This window comes from Nesterenkonia populi (assembly GCF_007994735.1).
Lineage (GTDB): Bacteria > Actinomycetota > Actinomycetes > Actinomycetales > Micrococcaceae > Nesterenkonia > Nesterenkonia populi.
The window spans coordinates 2129255-2147435 of the sequence record NZ_VOIL01000001.1 but is presented as its reverse complement, the minus strand read 5'-3'; the positions used below and the strand labels follow the sequence as shown (position 1 = coordinate 2147435).

Here is an 18181-nt window from a genome sequence, read left to right as displayed (position 1 = left end):
GCGCTGCCCTTATTCCAGCTCGGGGTTGACCGCTCGGACCTCCACCACGCCGTCGAGCTCGGTCAGGGCCTGCATCAGGACAGAGGGCGGCTGGTGCTGCGGACGGCTGAAAGTCATGGTGGCCTCCACCACGGGGCCGTCTTCGGAGTCCTCCCGCTTGGTCTGGGAGAGCCCGGTCTCATAGCCCAGCTCTGAGGCGGCTCGCAGAATCTCCCGGAGGATTCCGCGTCCGTCCCTGTAGCGGACGTCGAAGCGCTGGGTGCGGCCGTGCTGGGGGAGCCGGCGCACCAGCCGCGTCACAATCGTCATCGCCAGAAGGTGGAGCACCACGGTGACGGCGGCGATCAGCGGCATTCCGGCCCCGCACGCCATCCCCACCGCGGCAGTCACCCAGATCGATCCGGCTGTGGTGAGGCCCGAGACGATGTTCTGGCGCACAAAGATCACCCCGGCACCGATGAAGCCGATGCCCGAGACGATCTGTGCGGCAATGCGTGAGGGGTCCAGGATCACGCCCTCTTCGAGGATGTGGGCGAAGCCGTAGGCGGAGACCAGCGTGAACAGCGCCGAACCGAGCCCCACCAGGATGTGCGTGCGCGCCCCGGCCGACTTCTGTCGGACCTCGCGCTCCACGCCGATCACGGCGGAGAGCACGAAGGCGCTGACCAGCAGCAGCGTCTCCTCAGCCGCAGTGTCGCCGATCAGCTCAATCTCCATGCCTTGACGCTAGAAGCTGGGAGGAAGGTGCACAAGGCCTCTAGTAGACTTGGGGCCTGAATCGTGATGATCCGGCTATCACCGGGGAGCATCCGGAAGAAAAGCCTCAGTGCGACGACGTCGTGCGGAGCTGAGTAGACCCGGACGGGTAAGCCCGTCACAGCAGTCATGGAGAGGCACGACGCCGTCTGAGTCGGTGCGTGCAAGCAAGGTGGTACCGCGCGTCAGCGTCCTTGCGGCAAGTGCAGATACGTACCGTGTTCGGCCCCGAGCAGGATGGACTCCATGACTGAGACTTCTCCCGTCTACCCTCGTGCTTCCTCTGGTGAGAAGCGTGAGGTTCCCACCTCTGTGCGCTTCCCCGAGATTGAGGAGCGGATCCTCAAGCACTGGGAATCCGACGGCACCTTCAAAGCGTCCGTGGAGCAGCGTCAGGGCGAGGAGTTCGTCTTCTACGACGGGCCGCCGTTCGCCAACGGCCTGCCCCACTACGGGCACCTGCTGACCGGCTACGCCAAGGACCTGATCCCGCGCTACCGAACCATGCGCGGCCAGAAGGTCGAGCGCCGGTTCGGCTGGGACACCCACGGCCTGCCCGCCGAGCTCTCCGCGATGAAGGAGCTCGGCATGACGGACAAGGCCGAGATCGAGTCGATGGGCATCGACAGGTTCAACGACGCGTGCCGGTCCAACGTGCTGAAGTTCACCCGCGAGTGGGAGGACTACGTGTCTCGCCAGGCCCGCTGGGTGGACTTCGAGAACGACTACAGGACCCTGAATGTCGAGTTCATGGAGTCGGTCATCTGGGCGTTCAAGCAGCTGCACGAAAAGGGTCTCACCTACCAGGGGTTCCGGGTGCTGCCGTACTGCTGGAAGGACGAGACCCCGCTGTCCAACCATGAGCTGCGCATGGACGACGAGGTCTACCAGGACCGCCAGGACCCTTCCGTCACCGTCGCGTTCCCCATCACCGAGGGCCCTGAGGAGCTCATCGGAGTGAACCTGCTCGCCTGGACCACCACCCCCTGGACCCTGCCCACCAACTTCTCTGTGGCCGTGGGGCCGGAGGTGGAGTACGTCGTCGTAGAGGCTCCTTCTGCGAGCCCGGTGCCCGGCAGGGTGATGCTGGCGAAGGACCTGCTCGCCGACTACGCCGAGGACCTGGGGTTCGCTGCCTCTGAGGAGGCGGCCGCGGCAGAGCAGGCGGCCAGCGCCGTCGTCGGCACCTACCGCGGGAAGCAGCTGGCCGGGCTGCGGTACAAGCCCCTCTGGGGGTACTACGCCGACGCTGAGAAGTGGGGCACCGAGCAGGCATTCCAGGTGCTCGTGGAGGACTACGTCACCACCACCGACGGAACCGGTCTGGTCCACCAGGCCTCCGCCTACGGTGAGGAGGACCAGCGGTCCTCAGAGGAGGCGGGAATCCCTGTCATCCTCTCCGTGGACTCCGGCGCCAAGTTCCTGCCGATGTTCGCCGAGCCCACGCCGTCGGGCGACGCGCCCCTGGCAGAGATCGCTGGGAAGCAGGTCTTCGACGCCAACCGCACCATCATCAACCGGCTGAAGGCCGACGGCCGGCTGGTGCAGGAGAAGTCCTATGTGCACTCCTACCCGCACTGCTGGCGATGCCGGACCCCGCTGATCTACAAGGCGGTGACCTCCTGGTATGTGGCAGTCACCCAGTTCAAGGACCGGATGGTTGAGCTCAATGAGCAGATCAACTGGATCCCGGAGAACGTGAAGCACGGCCAGTTCGGCAAGTGGCTGGAGAACGCGCGCGACTGGTCGATCAGCCGCAACCGGTACTGGGGCAGCCCCATCCCGGTGTGGGTCTCCGACGACCCCAACTACCCCCGCACGGAGGTCTACGGGTCCTTGGACGAGCTCAAGGATGCCTTCGGCGACTATCCGCGCAATGCCGCGGGCGAGCCGGACCTGCACCGCCCCTGGATCGACAGCCTCACCCGCCCCAACCCGGACGACCCCACCGGAAAGTCCAGGATGGTCCGCGTGGAGGACGTCCTCGATGTCTGGTTCGACTCAGGGTCGATGCAGTTCGCTCAGGTGCACTACCCGTTCGAGAATGCTGACTGGTTCGAGGGCCATCACCCGGCTGACTTCATCGTGGAGTACATCGGCCAGACTCGCGGCTGGTTCTACACCATGCACGTCCTGGCTGCTGCCCTGTTCGACCGGCCTGCGTTCACCAATGTGATCAGCCACGGGATTGTGCTCGGCTCGGACGGGCAGAAGATGTCCAAGTCGCTGCAGAACTACCCGGATGTCAACGAGGTGTTCGATCGGGACGGCTCGGATGCGATGCGCTGGTTCCTGATGAGCTCGCCGATCCTGCGCGGCGGCAACCTCATCGTCACGGAGGAGGGCATCCGTGAGGGCGTCCGCCAGGTGCTGCTGCCGATGTGGAACGCCTGGCACTTCTTCGCCCTGTACGCCAACACCGCTGATGGCGGCAGGGGATACCAGGCGAAGACGGTGAGGGCAGAGGACGTCGAGAACCCCCTGGACCACTACATCCTCGCCGCCGCCGGGGACCTGGTCCGTGAGGTCACTGAGGCGCTGGATGAGTTCGCGATCGCGGAGGCGGCGGAGGCGCTGCGCCGGTTCGCGGAGACCCTGACCAACTGGTACATCCGTCGCTCCCGTGCACGGTTCTACGCGGAGGACCGCACCGCCTATGATGTGCTCTGCACCGTCTTGGAGACCTTCACCAGGGTGGCGGCGCCGATGCTGCCGCTGGTGTCTGAGGAGATCTGGCGCGGCCTGACCGGCGGGCGCTCCGTGCACCTGACGGACTGGCCCAACCCGGAGGACTATCTGCGGGACGAGCAGGCCGTGGAGCGCATGGAGCGCACCCGCGCGATCACCTCTGCCGGCTCCGCGCTGCGCAAGCAGGCGAAGATCCGGGTGCGCCAGCCGCTGAAGAGGCTCACCGTGGTGGTGCCCGGTGCCGATCAGCTCTCAGGCACCTATCAGGAGATCATCGCCGAGGAGCTGAATCTGAAGGCTGTGGATCTGCTGGAGGCCGCCGAGACCGAGGAGTCCGACTTCGGGATCGGCCGGCAGCTGGTGGTCAACGCGCGCGCCGCCGGGCCCCGCCTGGGCAAGGATGTTCAGCACGCCATCAAGGGTGCGAAGTCCGGTGACTGGTCTGTGCAGGACGGTGCGGTGACTGCCGGCGGGCTGCAGCTGCAGGAAGGCGAGTACGAGCTGACCACCACGGTTTCCGAAGAGGCGGGGGACAGGACGGTCACCACCCTCGACGCCGGTTTCCTGGTGCTGGACACTGAGCTGACCGACGAGCTGGTCGCCGAGGGAACCGCCCGTGACGTGATCCGCATCGTTCAGGCGGCCCGCAAGGATGCCGGCCTGAACGTCTCAGACCGGATCCGCACCGTGCTCGTCGCCGCCCCAGAGATCATCTCTGCGGTGGATGAGCACGCGGAGCTGGTCACCGAGGACACCCTCACCGTGGATCTTGACCTGGTGGAGGACCCGGCCGCCGAGGAGCCGAAAGCCGACGTCGTCGTAGTGGAGAGCAGCTGATGCCCGAGAATTCTTTGACCCCTGGAGAGCCGTTCGACCAGTTCTCCGTGGCCTCCGTCTACGCGGAGATGCTCGCCCGTGCACCAGAGAACCAGACGCACCCTCGGCTGGAGCCGGTGCGCATGGCCATGGATGTGCTGGGGAACCCGGAGCGCTCCGCTCCGGCCATCCACATCACCGGCACCAACGGGAAGACCTCCACGGCCCGGATGATCGAGGCGGGCCTGCTGGCCCATGACCTCCGCACCGGCCGGTACGGCTCCCCGCATATGGGGGCGGTGACGGAACGGATCAGCATCGACGGCGTGCCGGTCTCGGATGAGACGTTCGTGCGGATCTGGGACGAGATCCGCCCTTACATCGGGATGGTCGATGAGAAGCTGACCGCCGAGGGCGAGGCGCCGCTGACGCTGTTCGAATGCCTGACGGTGCTGGCCTTCGCGGTGTTCGCCGATGAGCCGGTGGATGTCATGGTCCTGGAGGTGGGCCTGGGCGGCGCCTGGGACGCCACTAATGTGGTGGAGGGCCAGGTGCAGGTCGTCACCCCGATCAGCCTGGACCACACCGAGATGCTGGGGGACTCCGAGCATGACATCGCCTTGGAGAAGGCCGGGATCATCAAGCCCGGCGGGTTCCTGATCTCGGCTGCCCAGGTGCCTGAGGCGGCCGATGTGCTGCTGGAGGCCGCACGGGAGGCGGACGTGCCGTTCCGGTTCGAGGGCGTGGAATTCGGTGTGGAGTCCAGACTGCCGGGTGTGGGAGGCCAGCAGGTCACCGTCCAGGGGATCGCTGGACGCTACCCGGAGCTGCTGCTGGCGCTGCACGGCGCTCACCAGGCGGAGAACTTCGCTTTGGCAGTGGCCGCCCTGGAGGCGCTCATCGGGGGCGGGGAGCAGGAGCTGAATATGGAGAACCTGCAGCTGGCCTGTGAGCACATCACCAGCCCCGGCCGGCTTGAGACGCTGCGCACGGGCCCGGCGATCATCGCTGATGCTGCGCACAACCCAGCCGGTCTTGAGGCGTCCGCTCTGGCGCTGAAGGAGAGCTTCGGACTGGACAAGCTGGTGCTCGTCGTCGGCATTCTTCAGGAGAAGGACGTCCGGGCGATGATGACCACCCTGTACGAGCAGTACGAGGATCTGGTCAGTGAGATCTGCTTCACCCAGTCGGTCTCGCCGCGCGCGGTCCCGGCTGAGGAGCTGGTCTCGATGGCGGCTGATGCCGGCTTCCGGGAGGAGGACCTGCACACCACGGAGCGCCTGGACGAGGCAATCGACTGGGCTGTTGCCCGTGTGGATGAGGACGGTGCCACGGTCAGCGGGGGAGTGCTCATCACCGGGTCGATCACCCTGGTGGGAGAGGCTCGCACCCTGCTGGGCGCTGAGGACGACCGACTGCGGAAGGACAGCTGATGGCTCAGAGGAACCGTCGCCTCACGAAGGCTCAGCGGGAGTGGCGGCCGGGCCAGGTTCAGCCTCCCCGTTCGGTCAAGACGCTCTTCGCCTCCTCGGTGCTGTGCCTGGAGGCATGCCTGATGCTGTTCTTCGGGCTGGCCGCCTGGGGGCTGAACCAGCACGACTGGTACGCCTGGTGGCTGCTGGGCGGATCGTTCGCGATCGCTGTGGTGCTGGTGCTGACGTGCGCCCTGCTGAGCAGGCCGATCGGCTACATGATCGGCTGGGTGCTGCAGTTTGTGATGATCTCAGCGTTCCTCTGGACCGCCCTGATCACCGAGTACGGCCTGTGGGTTCCGCTGGCGCTGATCCCGGGGTTAGGGTTCCTGGCCTGCTGGTGGTATGCGGTGAGAACCGGCGCCAAGCTGGACGTTGAAAAGATGGAAAGATACAGGCTGGAAGAAGAACTGGCCGCCGAACGTGAGGAGAAGGATTCATGAGCGAACAGACTTTGGTGCTCATCAAGCCCGATGGTGTGGAGCGTGGCCTGACCGGTGAGGTCCTGCGCCGTATCGAGGCTAAGGGCTACCGAATCGCAGAGCTGACGAAGCTGACCGCCACCCCGGCGCAGCTCGCCGAGCACTACGCGGAGCACGAGGGCAAGCCCTTCTTCCAGCCGCTGGTGGACTTCATGCTCTCCGGCCCCATCGTGGCCGCCGTGGTGGAGGGTGAGGGCGTCATCGCCGGCTTCCGCTCCCTCTGCGGCGTCTCCGACCCCACGGCGGCGGCTCCGGGAACCATTCGTGGTGACTTGGGCCGCGACTGGGGGGAGAAGGTTCAGAAGAATCTCGTCCACGGCTCGGATTCCCCGGAGTCTGCGGAGCGCGAGATCAGCATCTGGTTCGGCTGAGAGCCTCCGGCCTCAGCTGAGCTGAGCAGCTTCCAGCGCCCGTTTGGTCAGGGCCTCCCGCGGGGAGGCTCAGGCTCAGGCGGGCGCTGCTTTTTTGGGGCGCGTGCCGTCGGCGAATTCGACCTGGACGGGGGAGAGCTTCAGCAGGGTGCGGTCGTAGACGATCTGCGCTGAGCGGCGTCGCCCGTTGGAGGAATGGTCGGTGTACTCCTGGTACTGGGAGCAGACCCATTCGGGGTCGCCGTCGGCGAGGAGCTGGCCCTGCTCTATCCACAGCACTCGGGTGCACATCTGTTTGATGGTGCCGAGGGAGTGGGAGACGAGGAAGACGCAGCCGGCCTGTTCACGGACTTCGTCGAGCCGTTCTTTGGTGCGTGCCCGGAATTTGGCGTCGCCGGTGTTGAGGGCTTCGTCGATGAGGAGAATGTCGGGGTCCACGGCGGTGGCGATGGCGAACTGCAGCCGGGAAGCCATGCCGGAGGAGTATGCCTTCAGGGGCATGTCGAGAGAATCCTGGAGTCCGGAGATCTCTACGATCAGGGGGAAGCGGTCTTGCGTCTCTTTGGGGGAGAGGCCCATGGCGAGGCAGCCGAGGCGGATGTTCTCTCGTCCGGAGATTTCTTTGACGAGGGCGGCGTTGACGCCGAGCATCACGGGGGTGGAGGTGGCGTAGACCTCTCCGTCGGTGGGACGGATTTTTCCGGTGAGCAGCTTCATCAGGGTGGACTTTCCTGACCCGTTGGTGCCGATCACGCCGACGGTTTCGCCGCGGTTGACCACAAAGCTGACGGGCTGCAGAGCGGGGACTTCGAGCCAGCCGGAGCCGAGGACTCTCTTCACCTGGCGGGCGGCCTTGTGCTTCTCTTTGAGGTATTCGTTGCTGGAGCGGACGCGGTAGGTCTTGGAGGCGCCGTCGACGGCGACGGAGACGTTCTCGGGGTCGACGGTCTCGACGACGGGTGCGCTGTGAGTGAGGGGGGCGTCGTCCCAGGCGATCTCTTCGATGTCGCCGAACCCGTCAGTGAGGATCTCGGGGTCGGTGTCGAGCCCTTCGGCTTCGGGGGAGGTGAGCCAGTTGGCGCGGCGGGGGGTGTAGGCGGATGCTGTCATGGGGGTTTCAGCGCTCCCGTCCGTAGGTCTCTTCGCCGCGCCAGAAGACGATCATGCCGATGACCATCGCGCCGATGGCCCAGCCGATGAGCACGGCCCAGCGGAAGGGTTCGCCGATGCCGTCGTAGAGCCAGGCGTCACGGATGATGTCGAGGATGCAGAACGCGGGGTTGAAGTGCATCACGGTGATGATCCAGTCGTGGCCCAGGTCCGAGAAGCGTTCCACGCTGAAGATCACCGCGGAGGCGTAGAACCAGAGGCGCGTGGCCACCTGGATGAGGTGTTTGACGTCGTTGTACTTGGCCACCAGGCGAGCCAGCATCAGGCCCAGCCCGGTCATGACCAAGAGGGCGAGGAAAATCACGGGGAAGAAGATGAGCCAGTCCCATCCGAGGGTGATCTCGGCTCGTTCCATGTCACCGACTTGGTAGTCGCCCATGAAGTAGACGATGAGTGCCATGACCACGAAGATGGGCACGGTGGCGAAGAGCTCACGGATGACGGTGGAGATGGGCAGGCAGGCTCGCGGGAAGTTGAACGATTGGACGACGCTCTGATTGCCGGCGATGGAGGTGGAGCCGCTGGTGACTGCTCCGGTGATGAACCGGAAGGTCAGCACTCCGATGATGAGGTATCCGAGGAAGTTCACCACGTCGCGGTGGGTCTCGAGGATGTAGCCGAAGATGAAGAAGTAGACGGCGGCCTGCAGGAGGGGGTTGATGATCATCCAGACGCGGCCGAGCGAGTCCATGTTGTTCTGCGAAGACGTGCGGGCTCGGGAGTCGTAGATGAGGAAGTGGCGGAATCGCCAGAGGTCCTTCATGTACTGCAGGAGGGTGGGGCGGGCACCGACGCGGGAGAGCCTGCGGCCGTCCATCTCTACGACTCGCTTGGCGCCGAGCGTGTACGGCGCCTCAGCTGTCACAGCTGCCATAAGTGCTGGTCGTCCTCTCCTGCTGCCTCATGCCCTGCGGCGGCTCGCCGTTCGGGCGTGCGCGCCCGGCAGAGCGCACCTCATTCTATCAGCGGGCAATATAGAACCCCTGGGGCCTGATCACGGGTGCGTGTCTCTCATGGCGACGTTGCAAACCGCTTAGACTGGCCAGCGCCGGACAGCCGACCGCGTCCGGACAAGCCTAGCCGGAGGACAGTCAGCACCTTGAGCACACTTGGAAAGGTCAAGCGGGGAGTTCGTGGGATGAGCCGCGTCCATCAGGCCGCACTGATCACGGCGGCAGTCTTCGCCCTGGCAGCGGTTGTCGCTGCTCTGCTGCAGATCTGGGCTTTGGCCCTGGCCTGCTTGGTGGCACTCGTTGTGGGGCTTCTCGGTGTTGTCATCTATGGCAACGAGAACGCGCGACGTCGGCTCTTCGGCAATGCTTTCGATCTGCCGGCCCCCGTGGTGCAGTCCGCCTCTGCGGGTCTGGTCTCCGGAAACGACCCCACACTCGTTCACTGGGCCAACCAGCTGCGACGCGGTGGTCGCCTTCAATGGTTCGCCAACTTGGCACGAGAAACTCGTCTCACTGGGGCTCGAGACGTTCTTGCGCTCTCCGCGACTTCGGGGAGGTTCGACTATCGAGCGCTGACCCGGGAGATCGAGTCCCTCCGTTTTCGCTCCCATGACCTGGGAGCTCGCTCCGAGATGCAGGATCTGCTGTGGCTTCCGGCGTATTTCTCTTTGGCTCGGGTGCTCTACAGCCAGCGCCTCGATAACAGGGATCTCTTTACATGCCTCTCGATGTACTCATTCGCGGAGGACCTCTATGGGATGCGTGCCTTCACCGAGGGGGTGGACCGTTCCTACTACTCGGACCTGCTGACTTGGAACGGGGAATGCGCCAGAGCCGGTGAAGTTCTCGACTATGACGAGCCTGACTATGACCGTGCATATTCGCAGCGGTACCTGAGTCTGAACACGGTCAACCCGAACGTCACCGGCGACAAGGACAAGGCCTCCGAGTGGACTGCGCGTTTGGGCAGGGAGTTCACCAAGTACGGACTGGCGCCTCTGCAGTTCGAAAATCCCGAGAGTCCCTCCTTCTACGAGATTGCCTGCGATGTGAAGCCGGTGGAAGGCAAAGACCTGCCCCTGGTCACGGTCATCATGCCCATTTATGAGCCGAATCCGGCCACTGACGTAGCTATTCGTTCTTTGCTCGGGCAGTCCTGGCAGAACCTCGAGATCATCATCATCGACGACGCATCTCCGCAGGTGAACGACGACGGCACACCGACGCCTTACCGCGAGCAGCTGGAAGCCTGGGCGGCGAAGGACAGCCGGATTCGCCTGGTGCTGTGCGAGCAGAATCGGGGTGCCTACGCGGTCCGCAACGACGCCTTCGACATCGCTCGGGGAGAGTTCGTCACCATCGCGGACAAGGACGACTGGCATCACCCTGAACGTATCGCTCGTCAGGCGAAGGACCTCATCAAGCACCCGAAGAAGCACGCGAACATCGTGCAGTGGGTTCGTGTGGATGAAGACTTGAAGTTCCAAGTCCGGTGGGGCCCCGACCGGGTGATTCACCCGAGTTTCGCGTCCATCATGTACCGCACCGAGGTGGTCAAGCAGAAGTTGGGCTACTGGGATGCAGTTCGTAAGTCTGCGGACAACGAATACAAACGACGCTTTGAGCTGGTCTTCGAGACCAAGTTGATTTCGGACGACCCCATCCCCATGGCTTTCTCGCTTCTGGGTGATGACAACCTGACCTCCACGGACTTCGGACTGGGATACAGGCATCCCGACCGCGAGATCTACCAGCGTGCCTACGGCGCTTGGCACCAGGATATCCGTGCCGGCGCCAGGCCTTACATGCCGAAGAACCCGGAGAAGCGACTGTTCGTGGCGCCTCCGTCCTTCCTGCCCGAGCGCGACAAATCACATGTGCCGCATTACGACGTGATCTACGTTTCAGAGTTCGGCATGCTTGGCGGCAACACCGTGGGACTTATGCAGGAGATCCAGGCCTCGTTGGACGCAGGGCTCAAAGTCGGCTTCCTCGCTCTGCAGAACGGTCTGGCTCCGAATGCTTCCAAGCGCCGCATGGTGCCCGAGCTCGAGCGGCTCTTCCTGGAAGGCAGGCTCGACTGGCTGACGCTGGATCGGGCTGTCACCACTCCGCTGATGGTCCTGCATTGGCCTGCCGTCATGCAGCTTGCCACTGGTCTTGAGTCTAAGATACAGGCGGACCGGATCGTGTCCGTCGCAAACCAGCTCCCTGCCCAGCTTGGCGGCGATGGCCGCTATTACTCGGTCGATCAGGTCAGCCAGAACTGCCTGCAGACCTTCGGGCTGAAGCCTGTTTGGGCACCCCAGACAGCGGTGGCGCGTGAGTTCATCACGAGTCAGCTTCCTCCGCAGGAACTGTCGGAGACGAACTGGACCTCGGTCGTCGCCTATGCACCCGATCTCGAACCGAGGCAGCCTGACCCCGAACGTTCTCCAGTGATCGGGCGGCCCGTTGAGGAGACCGAGACGCACTGGCCGTTGAAATCGGTTCGAAGTCAGGCCTATCCCGTGAGCGGCACTCCGCGAGTAGCCCTGCGCTCTGACGCTGAGGTGCTTCGTCAGCGAGGTGTTGTTGGAGCTGACGGGATCCCTGACCAGTGGCTCGTGGAGCACCCGAGCGAGGAAGGAGTGCTTGACTACATCGAAGGGCTCGACTTCCTCGTCCACTATTCAGATCAGCCTTGGACCGAATCGGTGGAACCCTGCGTAGTGGCAGCCCTGAAGGCGGGAACTCCCGTGATTCTTGATCCTTCGTTCGAGCCTGTGTATGGAGAGGCGGCTGTGTACGCCGCCCCCCGAGAGGCACGGCGGACAGTCGAGGGACTGTGGAAGGACGTTGATGCCTACGCTGCACGGCAGCAGCGAGGATTGGATTTTCTGCGTCAGCACAGGTCTTCGGAGCCCTATATCGACAGGCTTCGGAGCGGGGGCTCCACCGGTGAGCCGGAAGCAGCTGCAGCGATATGAAGCGCGTAGCTTCAAAAGTCGCTCGGCAGGCTCCGCCAATTGCCTGGCGTGAGAGGAAGATCAGCCGTCTTGAGGCTGATCTTCGACGGCTGCAGGGCAAGGTCGGGTGGAACGAGAGTGAGCGCCAGCGCCTGGAGCAGCGGCTGACCCGCTCGCTCCGACGGGTGGAGAAGTTCCGTGAAAAGAATGAGAATCTGCGACACCTGCACGCGCAGCTCAATGAGATGGTCGCTGAACGTACGGAGGAACTTCGAGCGGCCGAGGCAGCTCACACGCGCGACAAGAAGCGGCTCGAAGGTCCATCGTTCCTTACCCTGCTGGCGGCGTATCGGGAGTTCTATGACCTCCGATTCGAGGCAGAGACTCTGGATGGCATTCCCATGTGGCAGATGCCGTACAAGCTCCGCAACTATGCCCTGGCCCAGAGCCACGGGATCTCAACCCCGAATATCCATCAGGTGTGGGGAGATCCGGAAGACATCGATCTGAGCAGCATCCCCGCGCAGAGAATCGTTCTCAAATCCGACGGTGGTCACAGCGGCCATGGAGTTTTTGTGCTTGAACGCTCCCCGTCGGGGTGGACCACCTTGGACGGGCTTCTCCGCTTCGAGGGCCAGAAGCCCGCACCGGAGATCCTCGAACGTTTCGCGGAGTGGCACGGTCCCTATTTCGCAGAAGAGTTCTTAGAAAGCACAACGGGAGCTTTGGTACCCGAGGACATCAAGGTGTACACGATGTATGGGGAGCCTCAGCAGATCCTGCTCATGCAGGCGGACGAGCAGGGGTCGATGTCGCGGAAGGAATTTACGCGGCGATACCTGGGGCCCCAGGGCGATGACCTGGGTAAGGTCGCGGAGATGGGAACCCATAACCCTGACATCTCTGCGCCGGAGAACCTTGAAGAGATCTCAGAGACCGCCCGTCATCTCTCACGTGCCGCTGGTATGCCGTTTGTTCGTGTCGACCTGTACCAGACACCTCGGGGTCTCGTCCTGGGCGAGCTGACACCCACCCCAGGCGGTCGTCAGAGGTACCGGCGGGAGCATGACGAGAAGATGGGGCGAGCTTGGATCCGCGCAGAGGTGCGTCTCCAGCAGGATCTTGCCGCAGGCCGGCCGTTGGGGTCGCTCTACGGAAGGAAGAAGTACACCTGGTGGTATGACGGAGTTCTCACGTCGCAGAACGGCACGAGCCCAGACACTTGGGAGCGGACTCACCGTCCCTGCAACGAGTGGTGCCGCTGACTCCGGTACTGGATTCTTAAGTTAGGGGTGCGACCTGCAACTCTTCCAGTTGTAGGTCGTCAGTATTGCCTTCAAAGGTGAAAGCGTGAACTTGCGCCCCGTGAGGTGGTTCGATGACGGCGATGACCTCGGTTGAGCTTCGGTCAATGTGCAGAGGTTTTATATACTCTCCGGTGGCTCGATCCGCGTTAAAACCGGCTTCTTTCCACGTGTGGGAGTCGGAGGAAGGCTCTCCAGAGGTGCGCACCCGGAGAGCTAGGGTCTCTTCTTTCGCTAGCGGACGCGAGAGGCGGCCACTGAGGATATGCGCGCCGTCCAGATCGTGCAAGATGGGTTCCTCGCTGGAGCATGTATGATTCTGCTCTAGTAGGTTTTGTTTTTGGGGAAGATCTTTAATTGAGTCGAAAGTTGCCTTTTTAACGTGGGGATAGTATTTAGCCAGAGTGTCCAACGAGGCCCTCGACTTCTCTAGGGCCCTGCTAAGGGTGCGTGTATAGAACGGCCCGCCTGTCGACTCAAGTGTGCTGTCCTGGCTTGCATGGCGTGCACGGAAGAACCCCGGTTCGCGTGCGTCCAATACGGTTGGGAAATTACGGTCCGAGTTTTGGTGACCACGAATGTGGCGTTGGTTTTCAAGACCGTGAATATTCTTCCCGTCTTTCGAGAACTTGTGGACTGAGAGGAACCCGGCTGAGCTCTTGGCCTCGTAAGTAGTCCACGGCAAGACATAGCCGCTCCCGGTCCTTACTGCAGCGATTCCTTGCGGGAGGGAGACCCTATAGCCTACGTGACCGGGATCGACATAGGGGGTCATTCTGGCGAAGAAGTCAATGGGGAGGACGTCGTCGTCGTCGAGCCGATACATGCCGAACACCTTCCCCTGCATGTTCCTCTTGGCCAGAAAGGTCCTCACAAGACCGAGGTTCGGGTGACTGGGGGCGGCTCGCTTCTTAGTTTCGTAGATCCGAAGGAACTTGTACCGAGAACGTGCATGCTCTAGTGCGTCCCGGTACTTTTGCGGGAGAGAGGGGGAGATAGTGACGATATGCACGATTTCGCACTCGCCGGAGGATTCCGCGAGCTGGGGGAGGCTCTCGTCGATAAAGATCTCGGTGCGTGGAGCCAGCCGGTCGTCAGCATAAAGCCAGTTTGTGTAGTCCTCCTCAGAAAACTGGTTCCGGCTTGTGGCGTTGAAGCTTCCCGAGTTGTATTGATGAACGCTGAAGCGTGTGTATCCGATGAAGAGGGGGTTCATGGGGCATCCTCGATGCGAAAGGCGGTCTGCGTACGGTGTCTGTGGGTGAGCTGGGCTTCGTACAGATTGCTGGGGCGAACAGCGGAGTTTAGGTCCGTGGCAACCGTGTGAATAGGTCCCGCAAATTCTGGGGGTTTAGGGTGAATGTTGTCAGTCCCGCTTATTCCAACTATCACGCTATAGGGTGCGTGGTTCTCCAGTCGCACGGCATATGCGCGTTTATTGCTGACACTGATGTTCCAGTGGGCGAACCTCGCTCCCCAGTGGGGGCCTGCGCGGCGAGCGCCTCCTAGCACACCTTTATTCGTCAATGTGATCTGGGTTCTCACGTTCTCGAAGGGGATTCGGCGGTGTGAATCGAACGTTCCTTCCATCACGCCGTCAGACCATACATTTCCCGAGGAGTACCCCTCGACGTTGATTCCGTGCGTTTTTGCTCCGTTGGCTAGCTGTGTGGTCGCGGGCGGCACGAGAAATCGTTGGACCAGACAATCGTGTGTCTGTTCTCGGCAGATGAAGCTGTGATGGCGTGCTTGTCCTGAAACTCTCACGTCACTAAGGGTTACCCCCTTAGCCGACGTGAAGCCGAATCCGTTCTCGCTGTCGACGACGTGTACGTCCTTGGCCCAACAGTTAACGGCCGCTTGAAAATGAGGCCCGTTGAACCCCCGGTCGTTGTTGTGCTCTCGTTGGGGCGCTTGTCTCATCTGCAGCGTTAGGTGCTCTAATCCGGACTGTTCGACGCGCGGGCCAAGGAGCGCTAATTGTGGCGACCATTCGGGCCGGAGGTCGATTTTTGTCGGTTGAGCCAGAAGCACTTCGTGCTTTCGCACCTCTTTTATCAGTACAGGCCAGCGGTACTGCTGGTAGTTCTTTTGGCGATGAAGGGAGGAGGCTTGCTCGCCGAAGTCGTAACTGGTGACTGGAAGGTCGCCGCATAGATGCGCTAGTAAGCTGTTGTCGATTGTGTTGTTGACAGTGAGTAGCACATGGTCGCCAGCCTCAAGGCGGTGGGTCTCGGCAACGGGCAGTCGAAAGCTGCCTCGGGGAACGAACGTTCTTATTAAGGAGAAAGGTTCGTCATTAAGCCAACCTTCGTTAGCTCCCCACTGCCAGTCTGATTCTTCCAGAGCGGCCTTTAGCTCCCTAGGGATGAACCAGATCAGGCCACCGGTCCAGGACCACTCGCCCATGCGAGCCGCCCGGTATGCCTCTTCGAGAGGTTGGTGGAAATAGAGGGTAGTCCTGTCTGATCCTGACCCTCTAAGTACGATATTCGATCCGTGTACCCAGATCGGGGCATCGAAGCGGAATCGTCCCTCTGGAAAGTGAACCACGCCCCCGCCGGCAGCTTCGGCGGCTCTGATCGCATCATTAACTGGATGGCTGGCGTCCTCTCCATCGTTCGGTTCGGCCCCGAAGGAAGAAACATCAAAGACTGGACCGGAGGGTCGAGGGAGAGGATCGTCTCCGCGGTTGTATCCAGCAAAGGAGACGTTGGGGATTTGAGCGTGAGTATAAGGTTCACGACGATACTCCCTCCACAGGCTTCTAGCAGTCGGTCTCTTCATGCGGCGGACGAGGTCTTTGGCGTATGTGAGGAACCGGCTGGGGACGTCAGACATTGCTGAGCCTGTGATAGAGAGATTTAGCACTGACGGCTCTCATGATGGAGTCCGCCACTGAACGACCACGACCCATCCAAGGGTAGTGGTGGGGTACGAGCTCGGCTTGGGCGTCGAAGTCTTGAACGAGCGCGTACGACTTTTCTGAGACATCTTCTACGAGAAGGTCGACTGCAGCACTTCGACTCCCCGGAATGGCCCAACTGGCTTCGACTGCTAGCTCCTTGTGGGAGGGGTGCACGATATCGGTTACATCGACAGTGAGCCCAGCCTGGCGGATATTGACGTGAGGCGAGAGGAAGTAAATTTCGCCTTCCTCACTGATCGAATCCACACCCGGCCAGCGTTCGAACCACCCCTCAAGGCTCTTATTGAAGCGGTGCAGTAGGGGAGTCGCCGTTCGTGAGGCGTTTGCCTGAAGGGCCAGTTCGCTATGCGTAGAGCGGCCGTCGCCTCTCCAGAAAAGAGGGAGTCGTACGAGAGCGCTTACGACACTTTCGTGAACTACGAAAAGTCTGAGGTCCACGGCTTCGTGAAAGGTCTCGATGAGAACCTTTTCAGATGCGTATTCGCCCCCGCTCCGTCGGCTTTCGGCCTTGTCGAGAGCCTGTGCTAGTGGGGTTGCGCCGGCAACGTTATGAGTGACTCCTAGCCCCGCTCTGCTGGATGCAGGTCGAACAAGCAAAGGCGAATCTGCGCCCTCAGCAGAAGCGCTGGAAACATCGCTCGAGGTTTGCCATTCGGCGTGGGGCAGTTTGCTCGAAAGCCAGTATTGGCGTGCAAGGATCCTGTCGACTGATGCATGTAGGGCTTCCATACTGACGAGTGTGGTGAGCATGACGTCGAACCCGCCTACGACCTCGTTCCCCTTCGTCAGCACGTGCTGGTTTCGATAGAGGGGTTTGGGAAAGATAGTGTTGCGTTTGGCTGCGCGGCTCAGAAGTACACGGGCAGCTTCAGGGTGCTTCCCCTCGTAGGCGGACGGCTTACAGTCCGCCAGGTTTTCGTGGATGAATCGCTTGACGTGCCGGTTCATAGGGGAAACGCCACCAGGCGGCGGAGGAACAGCGGTTCTTGACCATGCGTGTGAAGGCTCAATGCCTCTATTTGGGCCCCTTTCGGGGGTTCAAGTGGAAGGAGATAGCCAAGGCCGGTTCGCTGGAAGGGGACATAGGCAACAAAAGTACCGTCGGCCTCAGGATATACTTTGGCGGAGGCGAAGAACTCTTTAATCTCCTCGCAAGAAATATCTGAACCTTCACTCGAAATATTGAATTTTACGCTCAATTCGTCACGTTTGATCTGTCTTTTGTCCTTGAAATCTAGGAGGAGGGCCATCGCTCCCGGGCGGCCCCAAGTTGCGCTCAGTTCTTCCATTCCCAGGGTAGTTGATTCTGCAAGAGTGACAGCTTCTCCTTCTATGCCGGGGCTGGTCGTCACCCTGTCCGCGAGCAGAGGGAAGAGAGTCCTAACCTGGTCGAGGTCTGCGGGGCCTTGGCTTCGGATCCTCAGCATCGCTTCGGGGTAAAACGGTTCAGGCTTGCCGCCAAGGGTGCTGTCTTGTCCCCTGTGACGAATATGGAAGTAAGCGGGTTCGCGCGAATCAAGGATTGTCGGGTTGGTGTGATCCATGATGGTGTGCTTCGGTGCCCGCGCATGCGTGACTTCCCCGTCTTGGTAACCAGCGATGCAAAGAGGACCAAACGCGCTCTTAGGGTAGTAGTACTGACGAGCGTAAACGAAGCGGTCACCGAGTCTGATTGAGGCCATGCCCAGGCCCTGTGAGACCCACCAGCCAATGTGCTTGGACGTGACATAAGGCGCCATTCGGTGAAAATAATTGGTCGAAAGCACATCGTCATCGTCCAGACGGTATAGGCCTACTGGGCCGTCTGTGAGTCCATGCTTTTGTGCTGCAGCGCGAATGAGCTTCTTTGAGGGAGTCGAGGAAACAACCTCTGTCGTTTCATTCAGCGCCAGAAAACTGTACTTGGCTGCTGCTGTCTCTAGCGCCTCACGATGTTCTCTTGGGAGTGATGGCGAGAAAGACACGTAGTGCACTACGTTGAAGCCTTCCGCGGCGATGGCGAGTTGCGGCAGCGTCAACTCAGTAAAAATCTCGGTCCGAGGGTTCAGTCGCTCTGCGCTGTAGAGCCATGCGGTGTACTCGTCTTCGCTGAAACGAGCGCCGGTGTCGCCCTCGCGGGTGGCGTTGAAGTAGCGTGATCCAAACTGGTGAACGCTGAAGCGAGTGTGGCCCACAAAAAGTGGGGAAGCAGCGGCTGCCACCTGACTCTCTGTTCGCCCGACAGATGGAGCGCCAGGTTTAGCGAGTCCTCTCTTAAGCTTGCGAGCTGCTCGGCGAAGGTTGCGGCCGAGG

The 18181-nt window shown here is 61.8% G+C and carries 13 protein-coding genes; 6 read left to right on the top strand and 7 right to left on the bottom strand.

Features of this window, described 5'->3' with window-relative positions; translation table 11 throughout:
* Nucleotides 1-9 precede the first annotated feature (9 nt).
* Nucleotides 10-717: an MgtC/SapB family protein gene (locus FWJ47_RS09945; protein ID WP_147107610.1), complete on the bottom strand. Its 708-nt coding sequence runs from the start codon at nucleotides 715-717 to the stop codon at nucleotides 10-12.
* 285 nt (nucleotides 718-1002) lie between these two features.
* On the opposite strand from FWJ47_RS09945, the gene ileS reads away from it, so the two are divergent.
* The 4 genes from ileS to ndk are packed head-to-tail and all read left to right on the top strand — an operon-like array spanning nucleotide 1003 to nucleotide 6585.
* A complete protein-coding gene (gene ileS, locus FWJ47_RS09940; RefSeq protein ID WP_147107607.1) occupies nucleotides 1003-4281 on the top strand; it encodes an isoleucine--tRNA ligase in 3279 nt (1092 codons plus the stop codon).
* The gene (locus FWJ47_RS09935) at nucleotides 4281-5693 is read left to right on the top strand and encodes a bifunctional folylpolyglutamate synthase/dihydrofolate synthase (protein ID WP_147107604.1); all 1413 of its coding nucleotides are present in this window, start codon (nucleotides 4281-4283) and stop codon (nucleotides 5691-5693) included. The genes ileS and FWJ47_RS09935 overlap by 1 nt, the downstream gene beginning before the upstream one ends.
* Entirely contained in the window at nucleotides 5693-6175 is a 483-nt protein-coding gene (locus FWJ47_RS09930) for a DUF4233 domain-containing protein (RefSeq protein ID WP_147107601.1), read from the top strand. Before FWJ47_RS09935 ends, FWJ47_RS09930 begins: the two co-directional genes overlap by 1 nt.
* On the top strand, nucleotides 6172-6585 hold the full coding sequence (ndk, locus tag FWJ47_RS09925) for a nucleoside-diphosphate kinase (RefSeq protein ID WP_147107598.1): 414 nt from the start codon (nucleotides 6172-6174) through the stop codon (nucleotides 6583-6585). Before FWJ47_RS09930 ends, ndk begins: the two co-directional genes overlap by 4 nt.
* A 75-nt stretch (nucleotides 6586-6660) precedes the next feature.
* Here the strand turns inward: ndk and FWJ47_RS09920 are convergent, their stop codons facing one another.
* Together FWJ47_RS09920 and FWJ47_RS09915 are read right to left on the bottom strand one after the other, a co-directional pair.
* Nucleotides 6661-7695, bottom strand: coding sequence for an ABC transporter ATP-binding protein (locus FWJ47_RS09920; protein WP_147107595.1), 1035 nt, complete (start codon nucleotides 7693-7695; stop codon nucleotides 6661-6663).
* 7 nt (nucleotides 7696-7702) lie between these two features.
* Nucleotides 7703-8629 (bottom strand): ABC transporter permease, encoded by a 927-nt coding sequence (locus FWJ47_RS09915; RefSeq protein WP_147107591.1) that lies wholly within the window; start codon nucleotides 8627-8629, stop codon nucleotides 7703-7705.
* A 711-nt stretch (nucleotides 8630-9340) separates the two neighbouring features.
* On the opposite strand from FWJ47_RS09915, the gene FWJ47_RS09910 reads away from it, so the two are divergent.
* Entirely contained in the window at nucleotides 9341-11677 is a 2337-nt protein-coding gene (locus tag FWJ47_RS09910) for a glycosyltransferase family 2 protein (protein ID WP_170228551.1), read from the top strand.
* Nucleotides 11674-12921: an ATP-grasp fold amidoligase family protein gene (locus FWJ47_RS09905; RefSeq protein WP_147107585.1), complete on the top strand. Its 1248-nt coding sequence runs from the start codon at nucleotides 11674-11676 to the stop codon at nucleotides 12919-12921. Before FWJ47_RS09910 ends, FWJ47_RS09905 begins: the two co-directional genes overlap by 4 nt.
* Nucleotides 12922-12937: 16 nt before the next feature.
* Here the strand turns inward: FWJ47_RS09905 and FWJ47_RS09900 are convergent, their stop codons facing one another.
* Genes FWJ47_RS09900 through FWJ47_RS09885 form a run of 4 tightly spaced genes read right to left on the bottom strand, consistent with a single transcriptional unit; the run spans nucleotide 12938 to nucleotide 18090 of the window.
* Nucleotides 12938-14176 carry a glycosyltransferase gene (locus FWJ47_RS09900; protein ID WP_147107582.1) on the bottom strand — a complete coding sequence of 413 codons (1239 nt, stop codon included), beginning with the start codon at nucleotides 14174-14176 and terminating at the stop codon, nucleotides 12938-12940.
* The gene (locus FWJ47_RS09895; protein WP_147107579.1) at nucleotides 14173-15801 is read right to left on the bottom strand and encodes a glycosyl hydrolase family 28-related protein; all 1629 of its coding nucleotides are present in this window, start codon (nucleotides 15799-15801) and stop codon (nucleotides 14173-14175) included. The genes FWJ47_RS09900 and FWJ47_RS09895 overlap by 4 nt, the downstream gene beginning before the upstream one ends.
* Complete coding sequence (locus FWJ47_RS09890) at nucleotides 15794-16837, bottom strand: hypothetical protein (protein ID WP_147107577.1); 1044 nt, start codon at nucleotides 16835-16837, stop codon at nucleotides 15794-15796. The genes FWJ47_RS09895 and FWJ47_RS09890 overlap by 8 nt, the downstream gene beginning before the upstream one ends.
* A complete protein-coding gene (locus FWJ47_RS09885) occupies nucleotides 16834-18090 on the bottom strand; it encodes a glycosyltransferase (RefSeq protein ID WP_170228550.1) in 1257 nt (418 codons plus the stop codon). The genes FWJ47_RS09890 and FWJ47_RS09885 overlap by 4 nt, the downstream gene beginning before the upstream one ends.
* Nucleotides 18091-18181: the final 91 nt, after the last annotated feature.